27 protein-coding genes are annotated in these 26,873 nt (G+C 71.8%); 13 read left to right on the plus strand and 14 right to left on the minus strand.

Annotated elements, in window-relative coordinates:
* Window positions 1-34 precede the first annotated feature (34 nt).
* The gene (locus E4622_RS17325; protein ID WP_134741512.1) at window positions 35-1,756 is read left to right on the plus strand and encodes a family 16 glycoside hydrolase; all 1,722 of its coding nucleotides are present in this window, start codon (window positions 35-37) and stop codon (window positions 1,754-1,756) included.
* A 4-nt stretch (window positions 1,757-1,760) separates the two neighbouring features.
* Here the strand turns inward: E4622_RS17325 and E4622_RS17330 are convergent, their stop codons facing one another.
* Window positions 1,761-2,372, minus strand: a complete 612-nt coding sequence (locus E4622_RS17330; RefSeq protein WP_134741513.1) for a hypothetical protein — start codon at window positions 2,370-2,372, stop codon at window positions 1,761-1,763.
* A complete protein-coding gene (locus tag E4622_RS17335; RefSeq protein WP_134741514.1) occupies window positions 2,369-3,712 on the minus strand; it encodes an MFS transporter in 1,344 nt (447 codons plus the stop codon). The genes E4622_RS17330 and E4622_RS17335 overlap by 4 nt, the downstream gene beginning before the upstream one ends.
* A gap of 193 nt (window positions 3,713-3,905) precedes the next feature.
* On the opposite strand from E4622_RS17335, the gene E4622_RS17340 reads away from it, so the two are divergent.
* Genes E4622_RS17340 through E4622_RS17355 form a run of 4 tightly spaced genes read left to right on the plus strand, consistent with a single transcriptional unit; the run spans window position 3,906 to window position 8,363 of the window.
* On the plus strand, window positions 3,906-5,387 hold the full coding sequence (locus tag E4622_RS17340; protein WP_209022003.1) for a hypothetical protein: 1,482 nt from the start codon (window positions 3,906-3,908) through the stop codon (window positions 5,385-5,387).
* On the plus strand, window positions 5,384-5,701 hold the full coding sequence (locus E4622_RS17345; protein WP_134741515.1) for a hypothetical protein: 318 nt from the start codon (window positions 5,384-5,386) through the stop codon (window positions 5,699-5,701). The genes E4622_RS17340 and E4622_RS17345 overlap by 4 nt, the downstream gene beginning before the upstream one ends.
* On the plus strand, window positions 5,698-7,011 hold the full coding sequence (locus E4622_RS17350; RefSeq protein ID WP_209022004.1) for an NtaA/DmoA family FMN-dependent monooxygenase: 1,314 nt from the start codon (window positions 5,698-5,700) through the stop codon (window positions 7,009-7,011). Before E4622_RS17345 ends, E4622_RS17350 begins: the two co-directional genes overlap by 4 nt.
* Before the next feature lie 38 nt (window positions 7,012-7,049).
* Window positions 7,050-8,363: an LLM class flavin-dependent oxidoreductase gene (locus E4622_RS17355; RefSeq protein ID WP_134741516.1), complete on the plus strand. Its 1,314-nt coding sequence runs from the start codon at window positions 7,050-7,052 to the stop codon at window positions 8,361-8,363.
* Between the two features lie 3 nt (window positions 8,364-8,366).
* Here E4622_RS17355 and E4622_RS17360 read toward each other — a convergent pair whose 3' ends face one another.
* Together E4622_RS17360 and E4622_RS17365 are read right to left on the minus strand one after the other, a co-directional pair.
* On the minus strand, window positions 8,367-9,080 hold the full coding sequence (locus E4622_RS17360; protein ID WP_134741517.1) for a transporter substrate-binding domain-containing protein: 714 nt from the start codon (window positions 9,078-9,080) through the stop codon (window positions 8,367-8,369).
* A gap of 47 nt (window positions 9,081-9,127) precedes the next feature.
* Window positions 9,128-9,877 carry a ZIP family zinc transporter gene (locus E4622_RS17365; RefSeq protein ID WP_134741518.1) on the minus strand — a complete coding sequence of 250 codons (750 nt, stop codon included), beginning with the start codon at window positions 9,875-9,877 and terminating at the stop codon, window positions 9,128-9,130.
* 102 nt (window positions 9,878-9,979) lie between these two features.
* Here E4622_RS17365 and E4622_RS17370 point away from each other — a divergent pair, with 102 nt between their 5' ends.
* Window positions 9,980-10,897: a TIGR01777 family oxidoreductase gene (locus tag E4622_RS17370; RefSeq protein WP_134741519.1), complete on the plus strand. Its 918-nt coding sequence runs from the start codon at window positions 9,980-9,982 to the stop codon at window positions 10,895-10,897.
* A 12-nt stretch (window positions 10,898-10,909) separates the two neighbouring features.
* On the opposite strand, the gene E4622_RS17375 is transcribed toward E4622_RS17370, so the two are convergent.
* Window positions 10,910-11,875, minus strand: coding sequence for a helix-turn-helix domain-containing protein (locus E4622_RS17375; protein ID WP_134741520.1), 966 nt, complete (start codon window positions 11,873-11,875; stop codon window positions 10,910-10,912).
* Window positions 11,876-11,930: 55 nt separating this feature from the next.
* On the opposite strand from E4622_RS17375, the gene E4622_RS17380 reads away from it, so the two are divergent.
* The 4 genes from E4622_RS17380 to E4622_RS17395 all read left to right on the plus strand — a co-directional run bounded on the left by E4622_RS17380 (window position 11,931) and on the right by E4622_RS17395 (window position 14,622).
* Complete coding sequence (locus E4622_RS17380; RefSeq protein ID WP_134741521.1) at window positions 11,931-13,199, plus strand: MFS transporter; 1,269 nt, start codon at window positions 11,931-11,933, stop codon at window positions 13,197-13,199.
* 88 nt (window positions 13,200-13,287) lie between these two features.
* The gene (locus tag E4622_RS22885; protein ID WP_167736144.1) at window positions 13,288-13,530 is read left to right on the plus strand and encodes a hypothetical protein; all 243 of its coding nucleotides are present in this window, start codon (window positions 13,288-13,290) and stop codon (window positions 13,528-13,530) included.
* Between the two features lie 388 nt (window positions 13,531-13,918).
* The gene (locus tag E4622_RS17390) at window positions 13,919-14,233 is read left to right on the plus strand and encodes an STAS domain-containing protein (protein ID WP_134741523.1); all 315 of its coding nucleotides are present in this window, start codon (window positions 13,919-13,921) and stop codon (window positions 14,231-14,233) included.
* 194 nt (window positions 14,234-14,427) lie between these two features.
* Complete coding sequence (locus tag E4622_RS17395) at window positions 14,428-14,622, plus strand: hypothetical protein (RefSeq protein WP_134741524.1); 195 nt, start codon at window positions 14,428-14,430, stop codon at window positions 14,620-14,622.
* Window positions 14,623-14,640: 18 nt separating this feature from the next.
* On the opposite strand, the gene E4622_RS17400 is transcribed toward E4622_RS17395, so the two are convergent.
* From E4622_RS17400 to E4622_RS17420, 5 genes are all read right to left on the minus strand, one after another.
* Complete coding sequence (locus E4622_RS17400) at window positions 14,641-15,309, minus strand: response regulator transcription factor (protein ID WP_245156093.1); 669 nt, start codon at window positions 15,307-15,309, stop codon at window positions 14,641-14,643.
* A gap of 234 nt (window positions 15,310-15,543) precedes the next feature.
* Window positions 15,544-17,181 (minus strand): ATP-binding protein, encoded by a 1,638-nt coding sequence (locus tag E4622_RS17405; RefSeq protein ID WP_134741526.1) that lies wholly within the window; start codon window positions 17,179-17,181, stop codon window positions 15,544-15,546.
* A gap of 2 nt (window positions 17,182-17,183) precedes the next feature.
* A complete protein-coding gene (locus E4622_RS17410; RefSeq protein WP_134741527.1) occupies window positions 17,184-17,993 on the minus strand; it encodes an alpha/beta hydrolase in 810 nt (269 codons plus the stop codon).
* Window positions 17,994-18,166: 173 nt separating this feature from the next.
* Window positions 18,167-18,547 carry a (2Fe-2S) ferredoxin domain-containing protein gene (locus E4622_RS17415; protein WP_134741528.1) on the minus strand — a complete coding sequence of 127 codons (381 nt, stop codon included), beginning with the start codon at window positions 18,545-18,547 and terminating at the stop codon, window positions 18,167-18,169.
* A 165-nt stretch (window positions 18,548-18,712) separates the two neighbouring features.
* Window positions 18,713-19,594: a DUF4262 domain-containing protein gene (locus E4622_RS17420; protein ID WP_134741529.1), complete on the minus strand. Its 882-nt coding sequence runs from the start codon at window positions 19,592-19,594 to the stop codon at window positions 18,713-18,715.
* 155 nt (window positions 19,595-19,749) lie between these two features.
* Between E4622_RS17420 and E4622_RS17425 the strand changes: the two genes are divergently transcribed.
* The gene (locus E4622_RS17425; protein WP_167736146.1) at window positions 19,750-20,274 is read left to right on the plus strand and encodes a GNAT family N-acetyltransferase; all 525 of its coding nucleotides are present in this window, start codon (window positions 19,750-19,752) and stop codon (window positions 20,272-20,274) included.
* Here E4622_RS17425 and E4622_RS17430 read toward each other — a convergent pair.
* Window positions 20,252-21,901 carry a helicase gene (locus E4622_RS17430; RefSeq protein ID WP_167736147.1) on the minus strand — a complete coding sequence of 550 codons (1,650 nt, stop codon included), beginning with the start codon at window positions 21,899-21,901 and terminating at the stop codon, window positions 20,252-20,254. The genes E4622_RS17425 and E4622_RS17430 overlap by 23 nt on opposite strands.
* Window positions 21,902-22,202: 301 nt before the next feature.
* Between E4622_RS17430 and E4622_RS17435 the strand changes: the two genes are divergently transcribed.
* The gene (locus E4622_RS17435; protein WP_167736148.1) at window positions 22,203-22,715 is read left to right on the plus strand and encodes a GtrA family protein; all 513 of its coding nucleotides are present in this window, start codon (window positions 22,203-22,205) and stop codon (window positions 22,713-22,715) included.
* 24 nt (window positions 22,716-22,739) lie between these two features.
* On the opposite strand, the gene E4622_RS17440 is transcribed toward E4622_RS17435, so the two are convergent.
* Complete coding sequence (locus E4622_RS17440) at window positions 22,740-23,240, minus strand: hypothetical protein (protein WP_209022005.1); 501 nt, start codon at window positions 23,238-23,240, stop codon at window positions 22,740-22,742.
* A gap of 83 nt (window positions 23,241-23,323) precedes the next feature.
* Window positions 23,324-23,926, minus strand: coding sequence for a DUF1349 domain-containing protein (locus E4622_RS17445; protein WP_134741533.1), 603 nt, complete (start codon window positions 23,924-23,926; stop codon window positions 23,324-23,326).
* Window positions 23,927-24,061: 135 nt separating this feature from the next.
* Here E4622_RS17445 and E4622_RS17450 point away from each other — a divergent pair, with 135 nt between their 5' ends.
* A complete protein-coding gene (locus E4622_RS17450) occupies window positions 24,062-25,255 on the plus strand; it encodes an amidohydrolase family protein (RefSeq protein WP_209022006.1) in 1,194 nt (397 codons plus the stop codon).
* A gap of 81 nt (window positions 25,256-25,336) precedes the next feature.
* On the opposite strand, the gene glnA is transcribed toward E4622_RS17450, so the two are convergent.
* Window positions 25,337-26,761: a type I glutamate--ammonia ligase gene (gene glnA, locus E4622_RS17455; protein ID WP_134741534.1), complete on the minus strand. Its 1,425-nt coding sequence runs from the start codon at window positions 26,759-26,761 to the stop codon at window positions 25,337-25,339.
* Between the last annotated feature and the right edge of the window lie 112 nt (window positions 26,762-26,873).

The following is a 26,873-nucleotide window of genomic DNA, read 5'->3' on the forward strand; positions in this document are numbered from 1 at the left end:
TGACTCTGTGTGACGACGGCCATACCTTCGGCGCATGCACGCGCGGAGCTCGACCCCTCGACCCCTGGCGCCTCGGCTGCGCCGTACGACCTCTCACCTCCTGGCGGCGGTGGCCGCACTGGCGGTCGCGCTCCCGGTGCTCGGGGCGGTGTCCGCGCCCGCCGCAGCGGCACCCGGCGACGACGTCATCGCCTGGGTCGAGGTCGAGGACGGGGTCATCGCGGGTGGCCCGGGCCTCAACTCCGGAGACCACGGGAACTTCTCGGGCACCGGCTCCTACACCTTCCGGGAGACCGGCATGTCCTCGACCATGAGCGTGACGGCGCCGGCGGCCGGGGTCTACCCGATCCACGTCCGCTACGCCGCCGGCCCGCTCGGTGCCGGTGAGAACGTCACGCGCTCGATGGGCCTGCTCACCAACGGCGCGGACCGGCAGCTGATGCAGCTGCCGATGACCAGCTTCGACAACTGGGAGGCGTGGCGCTTCGTCACCTACCAGGTCACCCTCGTCGAGGGTGCCAACACGGTGGCGCTGCAGTGCGACCGCTCGACCGACTTCTGCCGCCTCAACTTCGACGCCGTCCAGGTCGGCGGCGCCGCCCCGGACCCCTGCGCCGCCACGCCGGCCGAGGCCGGCTGGACGAGCCTGTTCGACGGGACGTTCGCCTCGTTCGACGGCTGGCGCAAGGCCGGCGCCGGTGGCTTCGGCCGCCAGACCGACTGCACGATCCGCAGCATGCGCGGCCGCGGCGCCACGTGGTTCACCGAGCAGCAGACGGAGCCCTACACGCTCGAGCTCGACTGGCGCCGTACCGCCTCCAACGACGACTCGAGCCTCTTCGTCGGGTCCAGCAGCCGGGCCGGCGCCGACCCCGTCGGCGGCTACAAGATCGCCATCGGCGCCGACACCGGGGCGATCACGCCCACCGGCGGCGTCATGCAGGCGCCGGACCGCACCGCCGTGGCGGAGGCGCTGCACCCGCTGGGCCAGTGGAACACCTTCCGCGTCCAGGTCACCCCCTCCCGGGTCCGCGTCTACCTCAACGACACGCAGGTCAGCTCCCTCGCCCGGTCGGGCACGGCACCGGTCGCGGGCTACCTCGGCCTCGAGAACCGCAGCGCCACGGACGAGGTCGACTTCCGCAGCATCCGGGTGCGCCCGGCCGTCGACCCCGACGACTCGACCACGACGATGACCGTCGCGCCGACCTCGGTGCCGGTCAAGCGCGGCACCGTCGCGGTGTCGGTGGGGGTCTCCTCGATCGGCGAGACGCCGACGGGTGCGGTGGAGGTCTACTCCGGCCCGACCAGGATCGCGACCCTCACCCTGGTCGACGGCGCGGCCAGCGGGAGGGTCGGCCCCTTCGCTGCCGTCGGCGCCGTGACCCTCGAGGCGCGCTACGTCGGGGACGCCGCGACCGCGGCCAGCACCAGCGCTCCTGCGCGCGTGCTGGTGACCAAGGCCGCCTCGACGGTCTCCCTCAAGGCGCAGCCGCGCAAGGTCGTGGCCAAGAGGACCAGAGCGACCGTGGCCGTCACGGTCCGCGCGCTCGGGCTCGTCCCCTCCGGGAAGGTCCGCCTCAAGGTCGGCGCCCGCACCTACACCGGCACGCTGCGCAACGGCGTGGCCACCGTGCGGCTCGCGCGGTTCGCCAAGCCGGGGACCTTCCGGGTGACCGCGACCTACCTGGGCGACGCCTTCACCGTGGCGCGGTCGGCCACCACCCGGATCAAGGTGGCCCGGGCTCGCAGGTAGGGGCTCAGATCAGGTCGCGCAGCCGCGCGGCCAGGGAGTCCTTGACCGCCTGGGTGATCGCGACCTCGAGCTGGGCGTTGAGCTCGTCCTGGCTGTCGAGGTCGCCCAGGAGCTCACGCAGGTCGAGCTCGTCGATGGCGCGCAGGAGGACGTCGTCGGTCTTGAGCGCCGCGTCGACGACCGAGTCCGGCAGGGCGCGGATCGCGGCCTCGAGGAAGCCGTTGAGCTCCGCGGTGTCGAGCGCCTCGTCCACCAGGTCGGACGCCGGCGGCAGCGAGCCCTCGTCGTCCATGCGCCGTACGGCGTCGCGCAGGCCCTCGCGCAGCGCGTCGATCTCGGCGTCGGTCCGCTCGCCGCCCTGCCCGAGCTCCAGGACGAACGCCTCCCGGCTGGTGTCCAAACGGCAGGCGGCGCCGTCGACGCCGAGCAGCACGAGGCTCTCGGTGAGCCCCTCGATGCCGTCGGCCTGCGCGGTCACCGTGCGCTCCACGCAGGGGTCGGCGGTGCGCATCGGCTCGAACGACCCACCGCCGTTGGCGAGCTGGACGGCGAGCACGCCGCCCACGAGCGCGAGCGCAGCCGCCGGGAGGCCCGCGGTCCGCGCCCACGCGCTCACGTGGTCCTCCTGCGGCGAGGGAGCAGCGCCGTGGCCAGCGCCGCGAGCGCCAGGCCGGAGCCGATGAGGAAGGAGTCACGGAAGGCGTGGGTGGCGGCGCGCTCGAGCTGGGAGTCCAGGTCGCGCTCCAGCTCGTCGGCGACCAGGCGGTCGTCGGGGTCCAGGTCGAGGCTGGTGAACGCGCGGTGCAGGTCGGGGACCCGGCCCTGCTGCTCGGAGAGCTCCTCGCCGAGGGCGCCGGCGAGGTCGACCTTGTCCTGGGGCTGCAGGGCCGCGTCGATCACCAGCGCCGTGATCGCCTCCTGCGCCGGGACCTGGGCGTCGCGCAGGTCGGCCGTGAACACCGGGGTCAGGATCGCCAGCCCGACGACGACGCCGACGTGACGGGCGGCGATCGTCCACCCGGCGTGCCGGGCGCGCGGCAGCCGCATGTCCATCGCCTGCGCGGTGAGCCGGTCGACGGTGAGCCCCAGCCCGAGGCCCACGAGCGCCTGGGGTGCGATCGTCCACGCGAGGTACGCCGACGGGGGGATGGCCAGGCCGGCCAGGCCGCCGGCGACCAGGAAGCAGCCCACCGCGACCTCCACCTGGGGCGAGGCACGCAGCAGGCGCGCCAGGGGACGCGCGGCGAGGGCGGCGACCGGTACGACGGACACGGTGAGCGCCGCGGTGGCGGGGGAGCGGCGCCAGCCCTCGACCAGCAGCAGCACCAGCAGGAAGAGGGCCGCGGTGAGCGCCGCGGACAGGAGTGCGAGCGTCAGGTTGGGTCGTGCTTCCGGGCGGTGCCGGTCGGGCACCTGCGCGGGCGCGGCCCGCACCGCGAGCGCCGCGGGCACCGCCAGCACGGCGAAGGGGACCTGCACGACGAAGATCGCCTCCCACGAGATCGCCTGCGTGAGCAACCCGCCGGCGACCGGCCCGGTGGCGGTGCCGACCACGCCGGCGGTGACCCAGGCCGCGACCCCGCGGCGCTCGCCCCACTCCGCGACCATCAGCTCCAGGCACCCGACCAGCGCGAGCGCCCCGCCCAACGCCTGCACGCAGCGCGCCACGATGAGCACGTCGATGGAGCCGGCCACCGCGCACCACGCGGAGGCTCCGGCGAACACCGCGATGCCGATCGCGCTCGGGACGCGCGGCGAGACCCGGAGCAGGCTCATGGCCGTCGGCACGGACACGAGCCCGAGCACGAGGTTGAAGCAGATCAGCACCCAGGCGACCTGCGGAACCGAGGCGTCCAGCTCCTGGAGGATGTCGGGCAGCGCCAGCGTCACGACGGCCGAGTCCGCCAGCACCAGGGCCACGGTCACGGCGAGCAGGGGGGCCACGGCACGACGCACCGGCTCATCCTCGCAGCCCGCGTGTCGCGGTCGGGAAGGGCCGTCGGTCGAGGTCTGGCGACCGCAGCTGCGCGGCTCGTCTCACGGGCCGAGACCAATGTGGTCAAAGACGACCGAGTAAGTAGGTTTACTGCGCCTCGGCTCGGAACGAGGTCCTCCTGCCCGTCTCTCCTTCCTAGGATCGATGACCTCCATGACCCTGTCTCCCTTGCTGGGCTATGCCCTGATGATCGGACTGGGTGCCGGCCTCCTCGCCGTCGCGCTCACGGTCCGCACCCTGATCCACAGCACGCACGACTTCATCATCGCCGGACGCCAGATCGGCTTCGGCTACGGCGTCGGCGCCCTGATCGCCGTCTGGACGTGGTCCATGGCCGTGATGATGTCGTCGGCCCAGGCCTTCTCGTTCGGTACGTCGGGCCTGGTCTGGTTCGTCGTCCCCAACGGCCTGGCCGTGATCCTGATGGTCCCCTTCGCCGTCGCCCTGCGCCGCCGCATGCCCGAGGGCTACACGATCGTCGAGTTCGTGCGGCACCGCTTCGAGAGCACCGTCGCCAGCGCGGTGATCCTGCTGGTGATGATCGCGGTCATCATCTGCGAGGTCCTCATCAACCTCTTCGGCATCGTGCTCGTGATGGGCGTGGTCTTCGGCCTCCAGGCGACCGCCGTGCTCGTGGTCGCGCTCGTCGTGGTCACCGTCTACTCCTACTTCGGCGGCCTGTGGACCTCCGCGGTCACCGGCACCATCGGAACCCTGTGCATCACGGTCCCCGCCGCGCTGATCACCCTCTACGCGCTCGCCAAGGCGGGCGGCGCCTCGACGGTCTTCAAGGGCGTCGAGGAGGCGGGTGGCGCCAACCTCGACCCCGTCGACAGCACCGCCGCGTCGGCGTTCGGCATCTCGCTCGCGCTGGGCCTGCTCGCCTCGACCATGGCCGACCAGACGTTCTGGCAGAAGGCGTGGTCGATGAAGCCGGCGAGCATGTCGCGCACGTTCCTGTGGGCGGGGCTGTGGTTCTACCCGATCCCGCTGTGCATGGGCCTGCTCGGGCTGATCGGCATCTCCCAGGGCGTCACCATGGAGGACCTCGGGGCCGACGGGGCCGGGGCCATCGGCCCCTACGTCATCACCCACCTGGGCATCCCGACCGTGCTCGTCGCCCTCTACGTGACGATCATCCTGCAGGCCTGCTACTCCACCATCGACGGCGCCTTCTCCGCGCTCTCCTCGCTGGTCGCCACCGACGTCGTCAAGCCGCGGTGGCCGTCGATGCCGGACAAGCAGCTGCTCCGCATCACCAAGGGCAGCATCATCGCCGGCGGCGTGGTCGGCGGCATCGTGGTCCTGGCGAGCAACGACTACATCAACACCGTCAACACGATCTACTTCTTCAAGGGCGCGCTGATCCTCCCGCTGACGTTCGCCATCTTCTGGAAGCGCACCACCGCCCCGGCGTTCGTGGCGGCGATCTTCGTGGCGGCCATCGCGGGCTACCTCGTGCGCGAGAACATCGACGAGCTGTGGGGGACCGCGACGCTGCTGTCCAGCTCGCTGCTCGTGCTCGTCCTGGGCAGCGTCTTCTCCCGCAGCACCTTCGACTACGCACAGCTCGAACGCGTCAACCGCGACGACAACCCCGAGCCCGTCCTCACCGCAAAGGCTGACCGGTCATGACCCTCTTCTGGATCGCGACGGCCGTGGCCGTCGTCATCACCTTCTTCTTCGTCCGTGAGGGCGTCCGCGAGTTCCTCTACCTCCGCGCTGGCGGGGACCGCGGCGTCGAGGTGGAGGTGCAGGCCGAGGACACCGGCAAGTTCGCCTTCAAGGCCCTCGGCGGGGTCGTCGCGTCGTTCAGCTGCATCGTGCTGATCAGCGTGACGTCGTACGGGTGGTACCTCCTGCCGGTGCTGAGCCTGGGCAGCGCGGTGGCCGTGGTCATCGCCTTCTCGGTGGACCGGCGAGCCCGGGTGGGCAAGGGCGCGGTGTGAAGAAGGCCCACTTCCTGGGATTCGCGCAGCACGGCCTCAGCAGCCACGTCGTCGGGATGTGGCGCCACCCGCAGGACAAGGTCGGGTGGGACTTCGCCAGCCCGGAGTACTGGCAGCACCTGGCCCGGACGATGGAGCGGGGCCTGTTCGACGGCATCTTCCTGGCCGACGAGCTCGCCCCCTACAGCTCCTTCGACGGCTCCTCCGACGCGACGGTGCGCTACGCCGTGCAGTTCCCGACCCACGAGCCGGGCGCCCTGGTCCCGGTGATCAGCGGAGCGACGACGCACCTGGGGGTCGGGCTCACCCTGTCCACGGCGTTCGAGCACCCCTACTCGATGGCGCGGCGCCTCTCGACCATGGACCACCTCACCGGTGGCCGCGTGGCCTGGAACGTCGTGGGCTCCTACTCGCCGAGCGAGTGGGAGGCCTACGGCGAGGTGATGCCCGACCGTGCCCAGCGCTACGAGCGGATCGCCGAGTACGTCGACGTGTGCCGCAAGCTGTGGCGCTCCTGGGGTCCCGGTGCGGTGGTCGCGGATCCGGTCTCGGGGGTCTGGGCCGACCCGGCGAAGATCGCCGAGGTCGACCATCGCGGCACGCACTTCACCTGTCGGGGACGGCACTTCGTGAAGCCGTCACCCCAGGGCGAGCCGGTCATCTTCCAGGCCGGCTCCTCGCCCCAGGGCCGTGACTTCGCCGCCGCCACCGCCGACGCGGTCTTCGCGATCCACCCGACGGTGGAGGCCATGCGCGCCTACAGCGACGACATGCGCGCGCGGATCGCGCGCTGCGGCCGCGACCCGGAGCAGGTGAAGCTCTACTACGGGATCCTCCCGGTCGTGGCGCCCACGTCGGAGGCCGCGCAGCGCAAGGCCGCGGAGGTGGAGGCGCTCGTCCCGGAGGGTGGCGCGCTGGCGATGCTCTCGGGCCAGCTCGGCGTGGACTTCGCCGCCGTGGACCCCGACGCACCGCTGGTCGACATCGACGTCCCCGGGATCCAGGGCGTCAAGGACGCCCTCGTGGCCCAGGCCGTCGAGGGGGACCGGGTCACCGTCGCCCAGGCGGCGCGGATCTACTCCTCGCGCTTCTCGATGCCGCGTCTCATCGGCACGCCCGCCGAGGTGGCCGACGGGATCGAGACGTTCCTCGACGAGGGCGGGGCCGACGGCTTCATCCTCCTGGCCACCTACACGCCCGGCTGCTTCGAGGAGTTCGTGGACCTGGTGGTCCCCGAGCTCCAGCGTCGCGGTCGCTACCGCACCGAGTACCCCGCGCGCACGCTGCGCGACAACATCCGCCACGACTGACCAGACGGTCGGTCGCCCTCCCGCGAACGGACACGGACATGACCAAGAAGCTCCACCTGCTCGGCTTCATCCAGAACGGCGTCAACAGCCACGCCACCGGGATGTGGCGCCACCCCCAGGACAAGGTGAACTGGTCGTTCACGGACCCCGCCTACTGGGAGCACATGGCCCGCACCATGGAGCGCGGACTGTTCGACGGGATGTTCATCGCCGACGAGCTGGCGCCGTACACGACGCACGAGGACAGCTCGGACGCCACGGTGAAGTACGCCATCCAGTGCCCCACCCACGAGCCGTCCACGATCGTCCCGATCATCACCCGCGCCACGCAGCACCTCGGCGTGGGCGTGACCCTGTCGACGGCGTTCGAGCACCCCTACTCCATGTGTCGCCGGCTCTCGAGCCTCGACCACCTCTCCGACGGCCGGGTGGCGTGGAACATCGTCTCGTCCTACTCCAAGAGCGAGTGGGAGGCCTACGGCCAGGAGATGACCTCCCGCGCCGACCGCTACGAGCGCCTCGAGGAGTACATGGAGCTGTGCTACCAGCTGTGGGACTCCTGGGAGCCGGACGCGATCGTGGCGGACGCCGAGTCCGGGATCTACGCCGACCCGGACAAGGTCAAGGTCGTCGACCACGAGGGCCAGTACTACAAGAGCCGGGGCCGGCACTTCGTCGCGCCCTCCCCGCAGGGTCGCCCGGTGCTGTGGCAGGCCGGCTCGTCGCCGCGCGGTCGCGACTTCGCGGCCAAGCACGCCGAGGCGATCTTCGCGGTGCACCCCAACGTCGAGCGGATGCGCGAGTACGTCGACGACCTCGACTCGCGCCTGCCGAAGTTCGGCCGGGACCGCGACAGCGTGAAGTACCTGTTCGGCGTGCAGACGGTGGTCGCCGCGACCGAGGAGGAGGCGCAGGCCAAGTACGAGCGCATCAAGGCCTGCATCCCGCTCGAGGGCGCGATGGCGTGGATGTCGGGCCACTTCGGCCTCGACTTCTCGACCTTCGACCCCGACGACGAGATCCAGAACATCGAGGTCCCCGGCATCCAGGGGCTCTTCGAGTCGATCCTGTACGCCAAGAACGGCGAGCCGGTGACGGTCGCCGAGGCGGCCATCATCTACGCCCAGGGCATGGGCATGCCGGTCCTGGTGGGCACCCCGTCCTCGATCGTCGACCAGCTCGAGACCTACGCCGACGAGGGCGGGGCCGACGGCTTCATGCTGATCGCCACCTACACCCCCGGCTGCTTCGAGGAGTTCGTGGACATGGTGGTGCCCGAGCTGCAGCGCCGCGGCCGGCTGCGCACCGAGTACACCGGCAGCACCCTGCGCGAGCACCTGCTCGAGCAGTAGCGCTCAGCCGGCGGCGAGCTCCGGGTCCTGCCCGGCCGCCGCCAGCTCGCGCCGCACGAAGCCGCTGTCGAGGAGGTCGCGGACGAACCCCGCGAGGGCGTCCGCGGCCTCCTCGCCGCGGTCCCGAGGCAGGGCGACCGCCTGCTGGATCTGCATGAAGGCCGGCTCGACGAGACGCAGGGACGCCTCCTCCGCCACGAGTGCGGTGAGCGGCTGCCGGATGCCGGCGCCCACGTCGAGCCCGGACTCGCGGTAGACGGCGACGCCGTCGGCGCCGCGGACGACCCCCGCGTGCTGCAGCGTGCGGGTGAGGTAGAGGTCGTAGGCCGAGCCCTGCTTGACGCCCACGCGCACGCCGGGTCGGTCCACGTCGGCGGCGGTCGTGACGGGGGAGTCGTGCCCGACGACGTACACGCCCTCGATGGTGAGGTACGGCGGCGAGAAGTGGACGTCGACCTCGCGCGCGGGCTCGACGGCGAGGAAGGCGACGTCGGCGGTGCCGTCGGTCAGCGCGGCGAGGGACCGACGGGCGGCGTCGACGCACTCCAGGGTCAGCGGCACCTCGAGGCGGGAGGCCAGCTCGCGGGCGATCGCGACGGTGACGCCTCCCGGCTCGTCGGGCGTGCCGTGGGCGAGCACGGGGTTGCCGAGGTTGATCACCGCGCGCAGCGCCCCGGTCGGGGCCAGCCGCTGGACGAGGGCCTGGTCGATCGTCATCGTGTCTCCTTCGAGGGGGCCGGTACGCCGGCCCGGCCGATGATCCCTCACGCGCGTTCGATGGCGAAGGCCACGATGAAGCCGACCGTGGCGACCAGGCCGGTGTAGAGGTGGGTCTCGTCGAAGGCCTCGGGGATCATCGTGTCGGCGACCATGGCCAGGATCGCGCCCGCCGCGACGGCCGTGATGACGGCGATCGTCTCGGGCGGCGCTCCCTGGAGGAGGAGGCAGCCGAGCAGCCCGGCCAGGCCGCTCGCGACGGCGATGCCCGTCCACACGCCGAAGACGTAGCGGGCGCTGCGCCCGCTCGCCTTCATGCCGGCCGCGCTCGAGAGGCCCTCCGGCAGGTTGGAGATGAAGATCGCGGCCAGGACCGGCACGCCGACGCCACCGCCGCCGACCAGCGTGAGGCCCAGGACGACGGACTCCGGGACCCCGTCCAGGAGGGCTCCCACGGCGATCGCGGTGCCGCTGCCGGACTGCTCGTCCTCGGAGGGCTGCTGGTCCTGTGAGCGCTTGCGGTGCCGCGCTCCACGGCGCGCCAGGGCGACGTTCGCCAGCACGTAGAAGAGGGCGCCCCCGAGGAACCCGACGGCGGTCGCGAGCAGGCCGCCCGTCCTCTCGGCCTCGTCGACGAGGTCGAAGGCCAGCGCCGAGATCAGCACCCCGGACCCGAAGGCCATGACCACCGCGACCACGTGCTGGGGCACGCGCACCAGCCAGGACACCAGGGCGCCCACGACCAGGGCGCCACCGGCGACCAGGCCCCACACGCCCGCTTCGAGCCACACCGGCATCGCACGACCTCTTTCTCGGGACACGCCCTGGTACCCCACCGTAGGCGGGCCGACTCGGGCCGACTCGGGCCGGACCGGGACACCTGCACTAGGTTCGCCGCCATGAAGGTGGTCGTCGCTGGAGGCTCCGGGTCGCTGGGCCGTCGGCTGTGCCAGGACCTGGCCGCCACGGGCCACGAGGTCGTGGTCCTGACCCGGCGGGTGCGCCCGGGTCCGTTCCGGCAGGTGGTGTGGGACGGCCGCACCGTGGGCCCGTGGTCGGTCGAGCTCGAGGGCAGTGCCGTCGTCAACCTCGCCGGCGAGCTGGTGGACCGCCGGCCGACCCCGGCGAACGTCGCCCTGCTGACCAGCTCGCGCGTCGAGCCGACCCACGCGCTGGTCGAGGCGAGCCGGACCCTCGACCGGCCCGTGCCCGTCTGGGTCCAGGCGAGCACGCTGGCGATCTACGGTGACGCGGGGGACGCGGTGCTCGACGAGTCGGCACCGCCGGCCGACGAGCCACCCCAGATGACCTCGGTGGCGAAGGCGTGGGAGGCCGCGGTCGGTGGCGCCCGCGCGGACCGCGTCGTGGTCCTGCGCACCGGGATCGTCCTGGACCGCGACACCCCGGCCCTCGACCGGCTCTGGTCCCTCGCCCGGTGGGGCGTCGGAGGAAGGGTGGGTCCGGGCACCCAGTGGGTCAGCTGGATCCACATCGACGACTGGCTCGCGATCGTGCGGGGCCTGCTCGAGCCAGGAGGCCCGGCCCTCGACGGCGTCGTCCATGCCACCGGTCCGCGTCCGGTGCGCAACGCCGAGCTGATGGCCGCCCTGCGCCGCAGCGTGGGGCGACCGGCGGCCCCTCCCACGCCGCGGGTCCTGGTCAGGATGGGCGCGGTGCTGTTGCGCACCGACCCGGCCCTGGCCCTCACCGGTCGTCGGGCGCTCCCCGCGAAGCTCCTCGGCGCGGGCTTCGAGTTCCGTCATCCCGACCTCGACGCCGCGCTCGCCGACCTCCGGGGACGGCCGGACGCGCGGTAGGGCGCCGGCGGCTCAGCCGAGCGATCCCGCGAGCAGCGCGTCGCCGAGCTCGGAGCGCAGGTAGAGCACCGAGCGGCCGTGCCTGGCCGAGGTCAGCAGCCCGGCGTCGCGCAGGGCCCGCAGGTGCTGGTTGACCGCCGAGGTCGTCACGCCCAGGCGCACCCCGAGCTCGGTGGAGGAGGCAGGGGACTCCAGCAGCGTGATGAGGCGGGCACGCGCCTCGCCCAGGATCGCGGTCAGCGCCTCCGGGCCGCCGGAACGGTCCGCCTGCCACACCGTCCCGGCCCCGCGCGCCGGATAGACCAGCAGGGGTGCCTCCTCGGTGTCGAACGGGCCGACGGTGGTGCGCGTGAAGAGCGACGGCACGAGCGTGAGGCCCTCGCCGGCCGTGATGCGGCGTCGGAGGTGGGCGCTGCCGCTGCTCACCCGGACGACGTCGCCGACCAGGCTGACCTCGGGGGCCAGGTCGGTGAACATCGCCGACGTGCCGGCTCGCGCCGTGGTGCGCCCGCGGTGGACGACGTCGGCCTCGAGCACCGCGCGCATCCGCGGCCACCAGGGCTCGAAGCAGGCGGTCCAGTAGTCGGCCAGCGCGGTCACGGTGCGCCCCAGCACCCGCGCGGTCGGACCCTGCAGGGCGCGCGGCAGGCCGCCGGGGTGGACCTCGGCGAGGTCCTCGAGCACGACCGCGGCCGGGGTCGCGGAGACCACCCCCAGCTCGTCGGCGAACCGGGTGAGCGGGGTCTGCGGGCGGGGGGTGAGGAAGTCGGGGAGCGAGAGTCGCTCGTTGCTCAGGGCGACCAGCAGCTCGGTGTCAAGCCCGTCCCGGGCGTGCCTCGTCGCGGCCAGCCAGGGCAGGTGGACGGGGAAGCGACCGGGGTCCTGCCAGGTGCGCAGCGAGAGCGCCAGCTCGGTCAGCGGGGAGATGGCGAAGCGCACCGCGGCGAGATCGGTCCCGCCGAGGTCGTACTCCAACATGTAGCAGGAGGCTACATCATTACTCCCGGGCGGCCGGGCCTGACAGAACGGTGGAGTGACCCGCACGCTGCTCCCCGCCGACCCTGTCGAGCGGGCCCTCACCTTCACGACGCTGGCCGGCTCCCTGGCCAACGGCGTCTTCTACAGCGTGAGCGCCCTTTACTTCACCCGCGTGATCGGCCTCCCGGCCACCGACGTGGGCCTGGGTCTCACCGTGGCCGGCGTGGCCGGCGTGGTCGCCTCCTACCTCGGGGGTCGGCTCTCCGACCTGGTCGGCGCCGACCGGGTGCTGCGGTGGGCCTCGGTGGCCCAGGCGCTGGCGCTGCTCGCCTACGTCGTCGCCGACGGCTGGACGTCGTTCGTCGTCACGGCCTGCGCTGCCGTCGGCTTCCGCAGCCTCCAGGGATCGGCCAAGTCGGCGCTGCTGGCCCGGTGGTTCACGGGCCCGGACCGGGTGGCGGTCCGCGCCCGGCTGCGGGTGGTCACCAACGTCTTCATGGGCCTGGGCACGCTCGCGGCGGGCATCGCCCTGCTCCTGGACACCCGCACGGCCTACCAGGCGGCCATCGTGGTGGTCGGCGTCCTCGCGCTGGCCTCCGTGCTGCCGGTGCTCGGCCTGCGGGAGCGCGTGCCGGAGCTGGCGGAGGTCATGGGCGTCCGCCTCCCGGGAGCCACGGCGCCGGCGCGAGGGCGCTCGCCGTTCCGCGACCCGACGTACGTCGCGGTGGCGAGCCTCAACGCCGTCATCGCGATGCAGTTCGGCCTGCAGAGCGTGGGCGTCCCGCTATGGATCGCGGGCCACACCGAGGCCCCGACGGTGATGATCTCGGTGCTCCTCATCGTCAACACGGTCCTGGTGGCGCTGCTCCAGGTGCGCGCCGCGCGCGGGACCGAGGACGTCCGGGTCGGCGGCCGCACCGTGCGCCGCGCCGGCGGCGTGCTCGCGGCCGCGTGCCTGCTGTACGCCGCGGCCGGGAGCCTGGGCTCGGTCGCCGCCGTCCTGGTCCTGCTGGTCGCCGAGGTCATCGCGACGTTCGGCGAGATCTGGGCCGAGGCCGGGGCCTGGGGCCTGGCCTTCGAGCTGGCCGACCCGGCCAGCGTCGGCGCCTACCAGGGCGTCAGCCAGATGGGCTACTCGCTCGCGGGGATGCTGTCGCCCCTGGTCGTCACGGCGACGGCGATCGACCACGGGCTGCTCGGCTGGGCCGTCCTCGGCGCGGTTTTCGCGGTCGCCGGGTGCCTGGTGGCCGAGGTCTCCCGCCGTGCCGCCACTCGGCGGGCGGGCCCTGCTCCGGAGGCCGTCGCGGTCGGCTCCCGGTCCTAGCGGCGGGCCGTGGGCATGGCCGGGCGGGCCGGGTCACTGGCGCTTTGCAACTCGTTGGGCTAGCGCGCCGTTCGCCCGGATCGCCGCCGTGGCGCGGGGCGACGTCCTGCGGGTCGAGCCCCGCGTCGCGACGTACGAGTCGGAGCTCGGCGCCGTCGCCCTCGTGCTGGTCAACCGCTCGGAGTCCGCGGTCGTCCGGACGACGGTGGACCTGCGGGGGTTTCCCGACGTCGCCCGCAGCGGCCGTCACGAGCTGGAGGTCCCGCCGCTGTCCTGGTCGTTGGTCGAGCTCCGGCGAGCGGCCGGGACGGTCGCGTCGGAGGACCGGTAGCCCCTCTCCGCACGAGCGTGGAGGGCCGCGGTGACTGCGGTCCCGCGCGCAGTCACCGCGACCATGCCTTCCGGGATCGGACGACACGTCGACGCCGGGGGACCTGCTCACGCTGACACCCGACCCGGGTCCGCGTCCATGCCGCGACGACCCTTTCACCCCTGTGCATGAGGCGACCGCCGGAGAATCACCCGCCGGGGCGAAGCGGACCCCTGGGGAGGCGGTCGATCGCGAGAGCGCCGCGCAGGGGTCCCCCCTAGAGGTGAAAAGCGTCCGATGACCTCACCTCCTCAGGCGAAAGGTGCTCGGAGACCTTCCTCGGCGGTCACTCGGGACGCAGCATGGTGACGTCCCGCCACCGCGGCGGGGATATGCGCTGGAGGACCACATGGACATCTCTCGGGACGGTACGACCCTGCACCTGTGTGGGGACTTCGACGTGCGCAGCACCTGGGTGGTCCGACAGGCGCTTCACGACGCCATCCGGACCGACTCGATCGTGGTCGACCTGTCGCGGGTCCCGTCGGTGGACCACACGGCGCTGAAGGTGCTGGCGTTCGCCAGCAGGCGTGCGCGGGGGCACGGCCACCACGTCACCCTCCGCGGGTGCCGCCCGACGGTGCTGCGGATGCTGCACATGTCGCGGCTGATCCGTCTGGTGGAGCTGGAGCGTTGCGTCTCGACCCTACGACCGATCGCCTAGGCCCCGACCTACGCGCGCTCGGTGTGGCAGCACGACCGGCGTCCGACGACCTCACTCGACCAGGAGACCGCCGCCCCCATGACCACCACTCTCGTCGTCCTGCTCATGACGACGCTGGCTCGGGCCCTGCTGGAGCTGTCCGTGCGGCCCCGCCGACCGCGCAGCTCGATGTCACCCATCGCGGAGGACCCGCGGTGAGGTTCTCAGCCCACGACGGGCGCCCGGTGCCCGGCGCCGGAGAGCGCAGCGGCTGCGCCCACCCGGCCCACGCCCGCGAGCTCCTGGACCGCCTGGAGGCGAAGGTCGGCATTCTCGACCTGGAGCGTCACGCGAGCCTCGCGGCCGACTACGCGTGGGCTGTCCCGGGGGCCTCGGAACCACCCGACTGACCCCTGTGCCGGTCCGGGTCAGCGCGGCCCGCGGAGGACCAGCGTGGGGTCGATGGTGCGCAGGGTGTCGGGCTTGAACCCGTTGTCGAGGGCCCAGATGACCGCCTGGGACCGGGACGTCACCCCGATCTTGCTGTAGGCGGTGCGGATGTAGGTCTTGATCGTGTTGATGCTCAGGTAGGACCTGGCGGCGATGTCATTGTTGCTCAGTCCTTGCGCGATCAGCGCCATCACCTCGGCCTCACGCGGGGACAGCCCGAGCGATCGGCCGGGCCAGTCGCCCTCGCCGTCCACGCTCGTCTCGTCCTCACCGGTCAGGATCACGACCTCACCGGCGACGACGCGCCGGAGCGCAGCGACGACCTGGGGGCCCGTCAGCACCTTGGAGAGGTAGCCGCGTGCTCCGCCGGCGACGGCGTCGGTCACCATCTCGGGCTGGACGTTCCAGCTGTAGACGACCACGTGGGCGTCGCTGTCCCGGACGAAGTCCTCCAGGTCGATGCCCTGGCCCTGCACCTGGCCGAACGTGTCGTACAGGACGACGTCGACATCGCTGAGGACCGACTGCGAGGCGCCGGTCTCGACCACGTCGATGTCCTCCGCCGCGAGGAAGGAGGCGACCCCGGCGACCACGACGGCGTAGTCGTCCACGATGGCGAGCCGCAGCGGGCGAGAGTTCGTCGTCACGTGGCTCACCCTAGGTGCGCGACGCACTCCGGTCGACATCCTGCGGACGGAGGACACCCCCGCTGCCTCCCATCGTCCGCCGGACGGACCACGCGGATCGCGAGCTGACGAGGTACCGGCACCTTGCTGGTCCAGACCGGCGTAACCCCGGGGGATCCGCCCCGTTGAAGGGTCGCGTGGGTCTGGGGGGATTCGCGCGGCGCGCCGCTCCCCGGGTCTCCCCGGGGGCGGCCGTTACGCCTCGGGGACGTAGGCCGGCAGCACCACCGTGACGGCGGTCCCTCCTCCGAGCGTGGACGCGATGTCGAGGGTGCCCCCGTGGACCGCCACGATCGCCTCCACCACGCTCAGTCCCAGTCCGGTGCCGGGAACGGCGAGCCGGTAGGCCTCCGACGAGCGGTAGAAGCGCCCCCGGACGCGGTCGCGGTCCTCCTCGGACATGCCGATGCCGGTGTCGGCGACCGTGAGCACGCAGCCCGCCGGGGTGGTGGCGACGGTGAGGGTGACGGACCCGCCGTCGGGGGTGAACTTGATGGCGTTGTCGCCGAGGTTGAGCACGACCCGCTCCAGGGCCTGCGCGTCGCTCAGGACGAGGACGTGCTCCTCCGGCACCTGGACGTCGAGCGTGAGGTCGCGGCTGCGGGCCAGCTGCGCCAGGCTGTCGCGGGCCTCGACGACGAGCGCCGCGAGGTCGTGCGGCGCGAGGTGGAGAGGGACCTCCTCGGCCGAACCGATGCGGTCCAGGTGCAGCAGGTCCTCGACGAGCGCGGAGAGCCGGGCCGCGTTGCGCAGCATCTTCTCCACGGCCCCGGACTGCCCGGGCGTCAGCTCTCCCAGGTCGCCGTCGGCGAGGAGCTCGCCGTAGCCCTGGATCGAGGCGATGGGCGTGCGCAGCTCGTGGCTGATCGTGGAGACGACCTCGTCCTTCATGCGGTCGGCCTCCTGGAGGCGGGCCACGGACTGCAGCTCCCGCTGGAGCGCGGCGGCCTGGGCGGCCTCGAGGCCCAGCCGCACGGAGATGTCCTCGCCGGCGCAGAGGTAGCCGATCAACCGGTGCTCGTCGCGGATCTCGGTGAAGCTCAGCGACATCGTGCGGCTCTCGCCGGAGGCGGTCGTCACGTGCCAGTCCCTCGGCCTGCCGTGGTGCACCAGCGCCGCGACGATGAGCGCGGAGTCGGGGGAGACCCCGAGATCCTCGGCCTGGCGCAGCGTCTCGCCCACGCCCAGGATGCCCGCGGAGGGCCTCCCGACCACGTCCTGCGCCGCATGACCCAGCATCAGCTCGGCGCCGCGGTTGAAGTGCGTGACGATCATGTCCGCGTCCGTCGCCACGAGCAGCGTGCTGGTGGCCGCGTCGATGATCTGGCTGACGGTCGCGGTGGCGCTGGCGACCTGCGCGGCCTGCGCCCTCAGCTCGGCCTGCTGCTTGTCACGGGTGCGCACCAGCTCCCGCTCGTAGGCGCGCCGCTGCGTGGCGTCGAAGACGGCCACCCGGACCAGGCGTGGCTCGCCGTCGGGTGAGCGGACCAGGGTCGCGTTGAGCAGCACCGGCAGTCGGCTGCCGTCCGCCCGGACGATGTCGACGGCGATCTCGCGGACGAACCCCTGCATCTGGACCATGGGCGCGTAGTGCGTCTCGTGGTAGATCCTGCCGCCGGCCGTGAGGAGGTCGGTCAGGTGGAGGCCGAGGACCTCGTCCGCACCGAGGCCCAGCCAGGTGCACAAGGTGGCGTTGACCCGGACGATGTAGCCGTCGGGCGTGGTCGACAGGTAGCCGAACGGCGCCTCGTCGTAGAGGAGGGCGAGCTCCTCCTCGAGGACCTTCTCCGGCACCACGGCGGGCGGGGTGTCGTCGGGCCGCTCCGGCGGCATGACTACGGCGCGCCTCGCTGCCGCAGGAAGCCCTCGATCGCGGCGATGGTCTCCTCCGGAGCGCTGAGGTTGGGGCAGTGCCCGGTCGCGTCCAGCTGCACCAGCGTCGCGTCGGGGATGGTGTCAGCGACGTAGCGGCCCACCGTCGTCGGCGCGATGGCGTCACGGGTGCACTGCAGGACCAACGTCGGCACGCCGACCTGGGGCAGGTCCTCGCGGTTGTCCGAGAGGAAGGTCGTGGTTGCGAAGCGCCGGGCGATGTCGGGGTCCATGCGGCAGAAGCTCGCGGTGAGCTCGTCCCCGAGCGCCGGCCGGTCGGGGTTGCCGACGATCACCGGCGCCATCGTGGCGGACCAGCCGAGGAAGTTGCTCGACAGGGACTCCAGGAGCTCGTCGATGTCCTCGCGGGCGAAGCCGCCGGTGTAGTCGACGTCGTCGATGTAGCGCGGTGACGGGCTCACCATCACGAGCCTGCTGAAGCGCTCGGGGTCCTCGATCACGGCCAGCGCACCGATCATCGACGAGACGGAGTGCCCGACGAACACGACGTCGTGCAGGTCCAGGTCGCGCACGATCTCGACGACGTCGGCCGCGTAGCCCGCGAGGTCGGAGTACTTGTCGGGGTCGTAGGTCGAGGAGTCCGACCCCCCGGAGCCGATGTGGTCGAACGTGATGACGCGGTAGCGGTCGGCGAACGCGGGGGCGACGTAGCGCCACATCGACTGGTCGCAGCCGAAGCCGTGGGCGAACAGCATCGGCTGTCCGTCGACCGGGCCGGAGAGCGACACGCCATGTCGCGCGGTGACGCTCATGGAAGCGGACTCTAGTCGAGCGGCCTCCGGCGACCCCTCACCCGAAGAGGCGGTTCATCCCTCCGAGAGGCCGGCGGCCGCGGTAACGCTGAGTCCATCTGCTCTGGTGCCACCCCGCACGGGAGCCGCAGAGCCGAGAGGGGAGCCCTGGTCGACCGCCCGGGGGCGCAGCGTCAGGGCCGCGACAGCGGGTCGGTGCTGCGGAACACCGCCCTGCGCAGGCTCTCCGGTACGTCGGCGAGGCCCGGACCGCCGGCCGCCACCCAGTCCGCGAGCGCCGACGGCTCGTGGCGGCCGTTGACCTGACCGAGCCACACCGGGCGCCCGCCCGATCGGCGGCCCTCCGGCGACGGGGACACGACCATGACGTCGGAGCGCTCGCACGGACCGAGGCAGTCGGTGACCCGTACCCGAGCCGTGCCGTCGAGCAGCCGTCGCAGGGCCTCCAGCCGCGCGGCGTGGTCGACGAGGGGACGCTTCGTGGCGGTGCCGCAGCAGCACCCCCGACAGACGGTGACGGTGGGCTCGCCGGGCGGGGGAGTGGTCGGTGACATCGAGGCGCCTTCCTTCGAGGCTCGTCGTGGACGCAGCTCAGGCGACCGGACTGGGCCACGAGGGGCCATCACCGTTGCGGGACAGTGCCGGGATCTCACCGGACTTCGCTGGGGCTGCGCCGCTCCTCCAGGAGGAGCGACGCCAGGGTACGCAACCCGCGTGGCTCACTCGGACAACGGTGAGACGGACCACGGGGCGTCGGGACCGGTGCGTGACGCCTCCCGTTCCAGCCCCAGGTCGCTGATCTGCCGCAGGCTGGGGGCGGAGCGGACGAGGTGGGCCAGGTGGACGATGCGCATGTCGTCGGTCCCGTGGTCGTAGCTCCCGCAGTGGATGGACCAGTCCTCCCCGCGGGTCTCGTCCGACTCTCGCGCCGCCCAGAGAACCGCCCGTCCGTCGTCGACGACGTGGGCGCAGGAGAACGCCAGGTGGTCCGGCGGCACGGGGAAGTCCCACGGGGGATCGGCGGCCAGGCCGTCGCGGTGCTCGATCGGCACCCGCCAGCCTCGCGGCTGCAGCTCGTCCAGGATCGCCGGCGCCCCCGGCTGCCACGCGAAGATCCCGGTCCGGTCGGGCCACACGAGCGCCAGCGCCTCGGGCTTGCGACGGTGGAACCACCCCGACCACGTGACGGCGTCGAGGAGCCCTTCGTCGCTGACACCCTCGACCGCCACCGGCACCCCGGCCAGGACGTCCTCCAAGGCGTCGCCGGGGACCGGGCGCAGACCGGCCATGATCCGGGTGGCCACGGCGTTGAGCGCACGGTGCATCACGCCGAGGTCGAGCCCCGACATCAGCAGCTCCGGGTGACCGAGCCGGTGTCCCAGGCCGAGCGTGTAGGCGAACGCCGGCCCGTGGGCGCCGGGGTCGTCGTCCGCGAGGTCGTCGTGGTCGAGCGAGCAGCAGGCGGCGTCCGGGCTCACCAGCATCACCTGCCACCCGTGCTGCAGGACGGCGTCGATGGTCCGCCTGTCCAGCTCGTCGTACGACGGGTCGGGCCGGCAGAGGTGGCAGTCGCAGCCGGGCGCGGCAGGCAGGGGCCCCATCCAGGGTTGGTCGTCCTCAGGTCGTCGCACGGGTCCTCCTCGGGTCGCCACCAGTTGTAGCGCGATCCGGCGAGGTGCCTCGGACGTTGTGCACAGGCAGCGGAGCCGCCTGCTCGAGCGACCTCGGGTCCGAGTCGTCGTGGGAGCATTCGGCAGTGGGCGCCCAGGAGCTGAGGACCGAACGGCTGCGGCTCACCCCGCCCGTGCCGAACGATGCCGCCGGGGTGTTCGCGATCCTGGGAGACGCGCGCACCGTCGAGCACAACCCGTCCGACCGGCTCGCTGACGAGACCGCGGCGACGGCTCTGGTCGACCGGTGGGTCCATCACTGGGCGGAGCACGGCTTCGGATATCGCTGCGTCCGCGAGCACGGCTCCGACCGCATCATCGGCTACGCCGGCGTCAAGCGGATGACGATGGATGGGCGCCCGGTGCTGAACCTGGTCTACCGCTTCGTGCCGGACGTCTGGGGTCGGGGCCTGGCCACCGAGGCCGCCGCCGCGCTGGTGGCGAGCGCCCTCGAGGAGAAGCCGGGGCAGACGGTCGTGGCCCGCGTACGCCCTGACAACCGACCCAGCCAGCACGTCGCGCTGAAGGCCGGCCTGCGGCGTGACGTCGCCCTCGACTGCGAGGGCGAGGACGGCCTCGACTGGGTCTTCACGAGCTCGGACGAGGAGTGACGCCGGCCCAGGCGCCGTCGTCGTGCAGGCTCGTGGGTGGGAGCCAGTCGGCCCCCAGAAGCCGAGCCAGGTCGGCGAGGCCGGTGGTGTCGGCACCCACGGTGTCGGAGGCTGCGGCGATCCGCTCCACCATCACCCGGCCGACCTGCTCCTCGACCGTTCCCTCGGCGTACGCCACGTGCCAGGGCGAGACCTGGTGGTCGCGGTGGGTCCGCCCGGTCACCTGTCGTGCGGCGATGCCGGAGAACCGGGCCTGGTGGAAGACGCCCACCCGCGGCTCGGTGCTCGCCTGGCGGCCGTCGGCGAGCGTCTCGCCGGCGTGCAGGCTGATCGAGGCGACGGTGGTGAAGACGCAGACCTTCGCCTCGCCGATCTGGAAGCGCACCCGCTCCGCCTCGACGTCGAACCGGTCGCGGCCGTAGATCGAGGCCACGTCGATCCCGGAGTCGCGCAGCCGGTCGGCGATGGGGTCGGCGGCGGTCGTCACGAACTCGACCGAGCACGCCACCTGTCGCTCGGACTCCACCTGCTGGGCGATCCACGCGACCGTCGAGTCGACCCGGATGAGCCCGGCCTTCTGCCGGAAGCGCAGCAGCGCTGCGCGCCCCTTCGCCACGTTGCGGCCGCGTCGCGCCAGGTCCATCTCGCGGCAGAACTCCCCCCACTCGGCCTCGTAGGCCGTCCGCTCCGTCGGCGTGAGGGTGACCGGCATGCCGGAGATCGGCACCGGTCCCCACGGAGCGGCTCGGTGCAGCATCGCCGGGGGCCGCTCGTCGGCGAGCCAGCCGCGCACCAGCTTGAGGTCGGCGGCCCGTCGCGCCGGGTCGGTGGTCCACGTCGCGCCGTAGCGGCCCCGCTCCATCCCGACCCCGTGGCGCTCGAGCGCGTCGGCGAACGCGACATCAGGCTTCGTCGCGGAGGTCCACTCCTTCATGGGCTCGCCGAGCACCTGCGCGTAGGCGGGGGCGAGGTAGGGCAGCTCGAGCGGCGTGTGGCCGGGTGTCGCGGTCGTGGCGATGACGAACGGCGCCTTGTCGTGCGGCCGCCCGTGCCCCGAGATCCTCGCCCAGATCTTCCACCGCTTCGTCGTGGTACGTCGTAGCGCGTGAGCCTCGTCGGCGATGATCACGTCCCACTGGTGGTCCGTGACCTTGTCGAGCCGGTCCCAGGTGATGACGACCCACTCCAGGCCCCCGTCGCCCAGCGCCGTGATCGTCCGGCACCAGTGACCGATGGTGATCGCAGCAGGCCGGTCCGCCACGACGAGCACGCGGCGCGCGCCGCGGAGGTCGCCCACCGCCGTCGCGCCGAGCACCGCGGAGATCGTCTTGCCCACGCCGGGCTCGTCGGCCAGCAGGAACTGCCGTCCGCCTGCCGCGGCGCGCGCCGCGATCGCGTCCGCCGCCTCGAACTGGATCCGACGCGGCTCGAGCTCGTCGGTCGGCTCCGGAGCGGGCGTCGGGTCGTCGGGGTTGAGCGTGTGGTCGAGGAAGCGGCCGAGCGTGTGCGGACCCGGGACGTACGGCGTGAGGTGCGCAGGCACGTCGCGCCCGACGTAGAGGTGGGCCTTGACCGCCGGGTGCCAGGCAGCGCCGTCGACGGTGGTGCCGTAAGGGACGTCCAGCACCCACAGGCGCTCGCCTGGCCCAGCGGCCGGCAACGGTCGTGTCCCGCTCCCGCCCCGTGAGGGGCTGCGCCGCCGAGCGCTGGATCGACGACGACTGGCCACCTCGCGACGCTACCGGCACCTCCGCCGCGCACCGGGCTCCCTCGCCCGAGGCGGCTCCTCGCGCCCCCGAACGGAGAGGTCTGCTCGAACATCTCGACGTCGTGGGTGGCGCGCGCTCGGGAATAGTCCCCGATCACTCGTGTTCAGACTCCATGTGAGCTCCCTCGACCCCTCGTCCGCGGCCGTGACGCGAGGGTCGGTGCCGTCGGTACGCGACACGGGGTCCAGGGCCAACATCGTCGGTGCGCGTCACGCGCGGGTGCTGGCCGAGCTGGGTCGGTTCCTCACGGTGGGGGGCGTCGCCACGCTCGTCGCGTTCATCCTCTTCAATGCGCTGGTCCACGGCTTCAGCACCGGTCACCTCGCGGTCCTCAGCGATCGACCGATCCTGGCCTACGTGCTGGCCAACACCGTCGGCATGGTGATCAGCTACCGCGGCGCCAGGAGCTGGGCGTTCCGAGACCGACCACCGCGTCAGGCGGACGGCGGCCGATCGGCGTACGTGCTGATCAACGTGGTCACCATGTCGCTCCCGGTCGCCTGCCTGATGATCAGTCGTGACGTGCTGGGTCTCGAGGACCCGCTGTCGGACAACATCTCCGCGAACGTCATCGGTCTCGCGCTCGGGCTCGGTGCGCGGTTCTACCTCTTCCGCCGGTTCGTCTTCCGGCGTCCGACAGGAGTGCGCTCCCACCCCGACGCCGCGGGCTGAGCGAAGCCCCGTCTCGGCAGACGCTCAGTAGCCGGCGAGTCGGTTCTTGAGCTCGACGATCACGACCGCCACGGCCATCACCGCGACGGCGTACGTCGCCGCCCTCGTGCGCCCGGTGCCGCTCCATCGCATCGAGAGGTACCCCACGACCGCCACGAACGCCGACAGCACCAGCTCGGCGGCGTGCAGCTCCACCGAGTCGGGGAGGACGAGCAGGACGAGCGACGCCAGCGCCGCCACCGCGGTGGCGCCGAGGAGCTGTGCCGCCGCCAGCTCGAGGTCGTCCCGCTCGAACTCGCCGGCGCTCACCAGCCGGGTCGCCACCCAGAACGAGAACCAGTGGGCCAACGCCAGTCCCAGCGTGATGCCCCACACGACCCCGAGCCCGTGGGCGTGGAGCGGCTTGCTGTCCGGCAGTGCGGTGAGGGCCGCGAGCAGGCAGAGGGCGATGTAGAGCGCCATCGTGTTGCCCTCGCGGCGGCGCTCGACGCGCTGGGTCTCGTGCCTGCTCCGCGCGACGGTCATGGGCAGCATCATCCACGAGAGCGGGCTCACCACTCGGGAATCGCACGGGGCCGCCGGCGGTCGAGCGGGACAGGCGGGTGAGGTCACGGGTGGAGGGTCAGGTCCGCCTCGACGAGCCGCAGGTCGGTGAACCGCACGGTCAGGCCGTCGCGCGTGGGTGCGCAGCACATGAGTCCGACCGTGAGCGGCCCGACGGGTAGCGGTGCCACCCGGACGAGCCGCCAGGGTTCGTCGCCGCTTCGGGCCCTCACCGTGAGAGCGTCCCCCGTGCGGCTGGCCCGCAGGACGACGGACTGGCCCCACCACTCCGGCACGGGAGCGACCGACCAGTCCGAGACACCGCGCGTCGCCACCGCCCCGAGCTGGAGGACGCCGTCGGCCAGCTCCACGCCGGCCTTGACCCACTGTTCCTCGTCGGCACGGATCAGCAGGCCGGCCTGGTCGAACTGGGCCGAGAAGTCAGCGATGAACGTGACCTCGGCTGCCGTGCCGTCGGGGAAGTCGGTGAGGAGGGCGTGGCCGGTGTCGTGGACGAAGCCGTAGGAGGTGGTGCGCCAGAAGTCGCTGCCCTCCGCCGCGGTGACCAGCAGGTCGTCCTGGTCGCGCGCCACCTGCGGAGGTGGGTTCAGCCAGTCGCGGTGCCCCCACCCCGCACGCCATCCATCGGCAGGTCGGTCGTCGGTCACAGGAGCCACCTTTCCACGGAACCTCCGTACTCCGCGCGGAGCGCGAAGGGGTGTCCTCGTACGCCGCGCGGCGTACGGGGAGGTGTCAGCCGTGGCCAGACGCGTCAGCCCCTTGAAGTCGAGAGACTGATCGGTATGACGACCGAGCCAGGAGAGCACCCAGACATGAGACCCATCGAACAAGGCCCGGCGAGATCGTCGATCGGGCGCCGCGCCTTCGTCACCCACGCGGCCGCACTCGGAGCCGGCGTCGGACTGTCCGCGACGGCACTCGCCGCACTCGACGGCGACAAGGCGGATCCGAAAGCCGCGCCTGGCGACCAGGACATCTCACGTCGTGACCGGGACCTGAGGTTCATCGGCGTGGAGGAGACCTTCTCGACGGCCGAGCTGTTGAAGCTGAACTCCATCGACGAGAACCACCGAGCGTTCCTCGAGGAGATCGGTCTTGCGGACCTGGGCGAACGCCGGCTCGGGGACATGGACGAGGGGGGACTCGACGTCCAGATCCTCTCCGCCCACACACCGTCCGTGCAGAACGTCCCGGGGCAGGAGGGCATCGACTTCGCCCACCGTCTGAACCGCCAGCTCGTGGACGGGCCCATGGCCAGTCACCCGGGACGCTTCCAGGCCTTCGCCACCTTGCCGTTGCAGAGCCCGGAGGCCGCGGCGGACGAGCTGGAGCGTTCGGTCCGGGAGGACGGCTTCCTGGGCGCCCTGACCAACGGACACATCGGGAAGAAGTATCTCGACCATCCCGACTTCGAGCCCGTGCTGGCGCGTGCCGTAGCGCTCGACGTGCCGATCTACCTGCATCCCGGCTATCCGGCCGACGAGGTCTTCCAGATCTACTACCGCACCACCCGGTCGGAGTACACGAAGGAGTACCAGGACTTCATCTTCAGCGGGTCCGGCTACGGCTGGCACCAGGAGGTGCTGACCCAGTGCATCCGGATGATCGCCTACGGGGTCTTCGACAGGTTCCCGAAGCTCAAGATCATCGTCGGCCACATGGGGGAGGGGCTGCCGTTCTACTACGAGCGGATCGCGAACGACATGGGTGAGCCGACCGAGAGCTCGCTCGAGAAGCCCTTCGAGCAGTACTTCCAGGACAACTTCTGGTTCACCACCAGCGCGTTCTTCCAGGACCACCTGCTGCATCTCCTGCTGAGACACATCAGCGTGGACCGCGTGATGTTCGCGACCGACTATCCCTTCGCCGGCATCAAGGAGGGGACCGACTGGTTCCGAGCAGTCGATCTTCCGCGCGAGGACAAGGAGAAGATCGCGTTCGGCAACGCTGAGAAGCTGTTCGGCATCACGGTCTGACGCCGGAGGAGCGGTCCCGCGCGGAAATAACGGATGGCCCCGGGGAGCCCGGGGCCATCCTCGATCGAACGGGTTGACGACCTAGATGTCGTAGTAGAGCTCGAACTCGTGCGGGTGCGGGCGCATCTGCACCGGGAGGATCTCCTGGGTCCGCTTGTAGTCGATCCAGGTCTCGATCAGGTCCGGTGTGAAGACGTTGCCGGCCGTCAGGAACTCGTGGTCGGCCTCGAGGGAGTCGAGGACGGCGTTGAGCGACGTGGGGACCTGGTCGATGTCGGCCATCTCGTCGGGCGGGAGCTCGTAGATGTCCTTGTCGATCGGGGCGGGCGGCTCGGTCTTGTTCTTGATGCCGTCGAGGCCGGCCAGCAGCAGCGCCGAGAAGGCGAGGTAGGGGTTGGCCGACGGGTCGGGGCAGCGGAACTCGATCCGCTTGGCCTTGGGGTTGGAGCCCGTGATCGGGATCCGGACGCAGGCCGAGCGGTTGCGCTGGGAGTAGACCAGCGAGATCGGGGCCTCGAAGCCGGGCACCAGGCGGTGGTAGGAGTTGACCGTCGGGTTGGTGAAGGCCAGCAGCGACGGGGCGTGCTTGAGGATGCCGCCGATGTAGTAGCGAGCCATGTCGGACAGGCCGCCGTAGCCGGTCTCGTCGTAGAAGAGCGGCTCGCCGTTGTTCCAGATCGACTGGTGCACGTGCATGCCGGAGCCGTTGTCTCCGAAGATCGGCTTGGGCATGAACGTCGCCGTCTTGCCGTTGCGCCAGGCGGTGTTCTTGATGATGTACTTGAACTTCATGACGTCGTCGGCGGCCTTGAGCAGCTCGTCGAAGCGGTAGTTGATCTCCGCCTGACCGGCCGTGCCGACCTCGTGGTGGGCGCGCTCGACCTGCAGGCCCGCGCGCTCGAGCTCGATGACCATCTCGTCGCGCAGCTCGCCGAAGTGGTCGGTGGGCGCGACGGGGAAGTAGCCGCCCTTGTACTTGACCTTGTAGCCGCGGTTGTCGTTCTCGAAGGAGTCACCGGTGTTCCAGGCGCCGGCGGAGGAGTTGATCTCGTAGTAGCCGGCGTTCTGCTTGGTCTCGAAGCGCACGTTGTCGAAGACGTAGAACTCCGCCTCGGGGGCGAAGAAGGCCGTGTCGCCGATGCCGGTGGTGCCGAGGTAGGCCATGGCCTTCTTGGCGATGTTGCGCGGGTCGCGCGAGTACGGCTCGCCGGTGAGCGGGTCGTGGATGAAGAAGTTGACCACCAGCGTCTTGGCCGTGCGGAACGGGTCGATGTAGGCGGTGGTCGGGTCCGGGAACAGCGACATGTCGGACTCGTGGATGGCCTGGAAGCCACGGATCGAGGAACCGTCGAAGTTCAGGCCGTCCTCGAAGACGGACTGGTCGAACGACGACACCGGGACCGTGAAGTGCTGCATGACGCCGGGCAGGTCACAGAAGCGGACGTCGACCATCTCGACGCGTTCGTCCTTGATGTAGGCGAGCAGCTCGTCGCTGTTCTGGAACATTCGTCCTCCTTGGCTGCGGCCCGGTGGGCGACAACCGTCAAGAGCAAGCAGAAGTGGACACCCCGGAGCCACGTTGCGCCGAGGGGTGACCCGAATCTAGGAACGGGCCATT

The organism is Nocardioides sp. 503, from assembly GCF_004522095.1.
Classification (GTDB): Bacteria; Actinomycetota; Actinomycetes; order Propionibacteriales; family Nocardioidaceae; genus Nocardioides.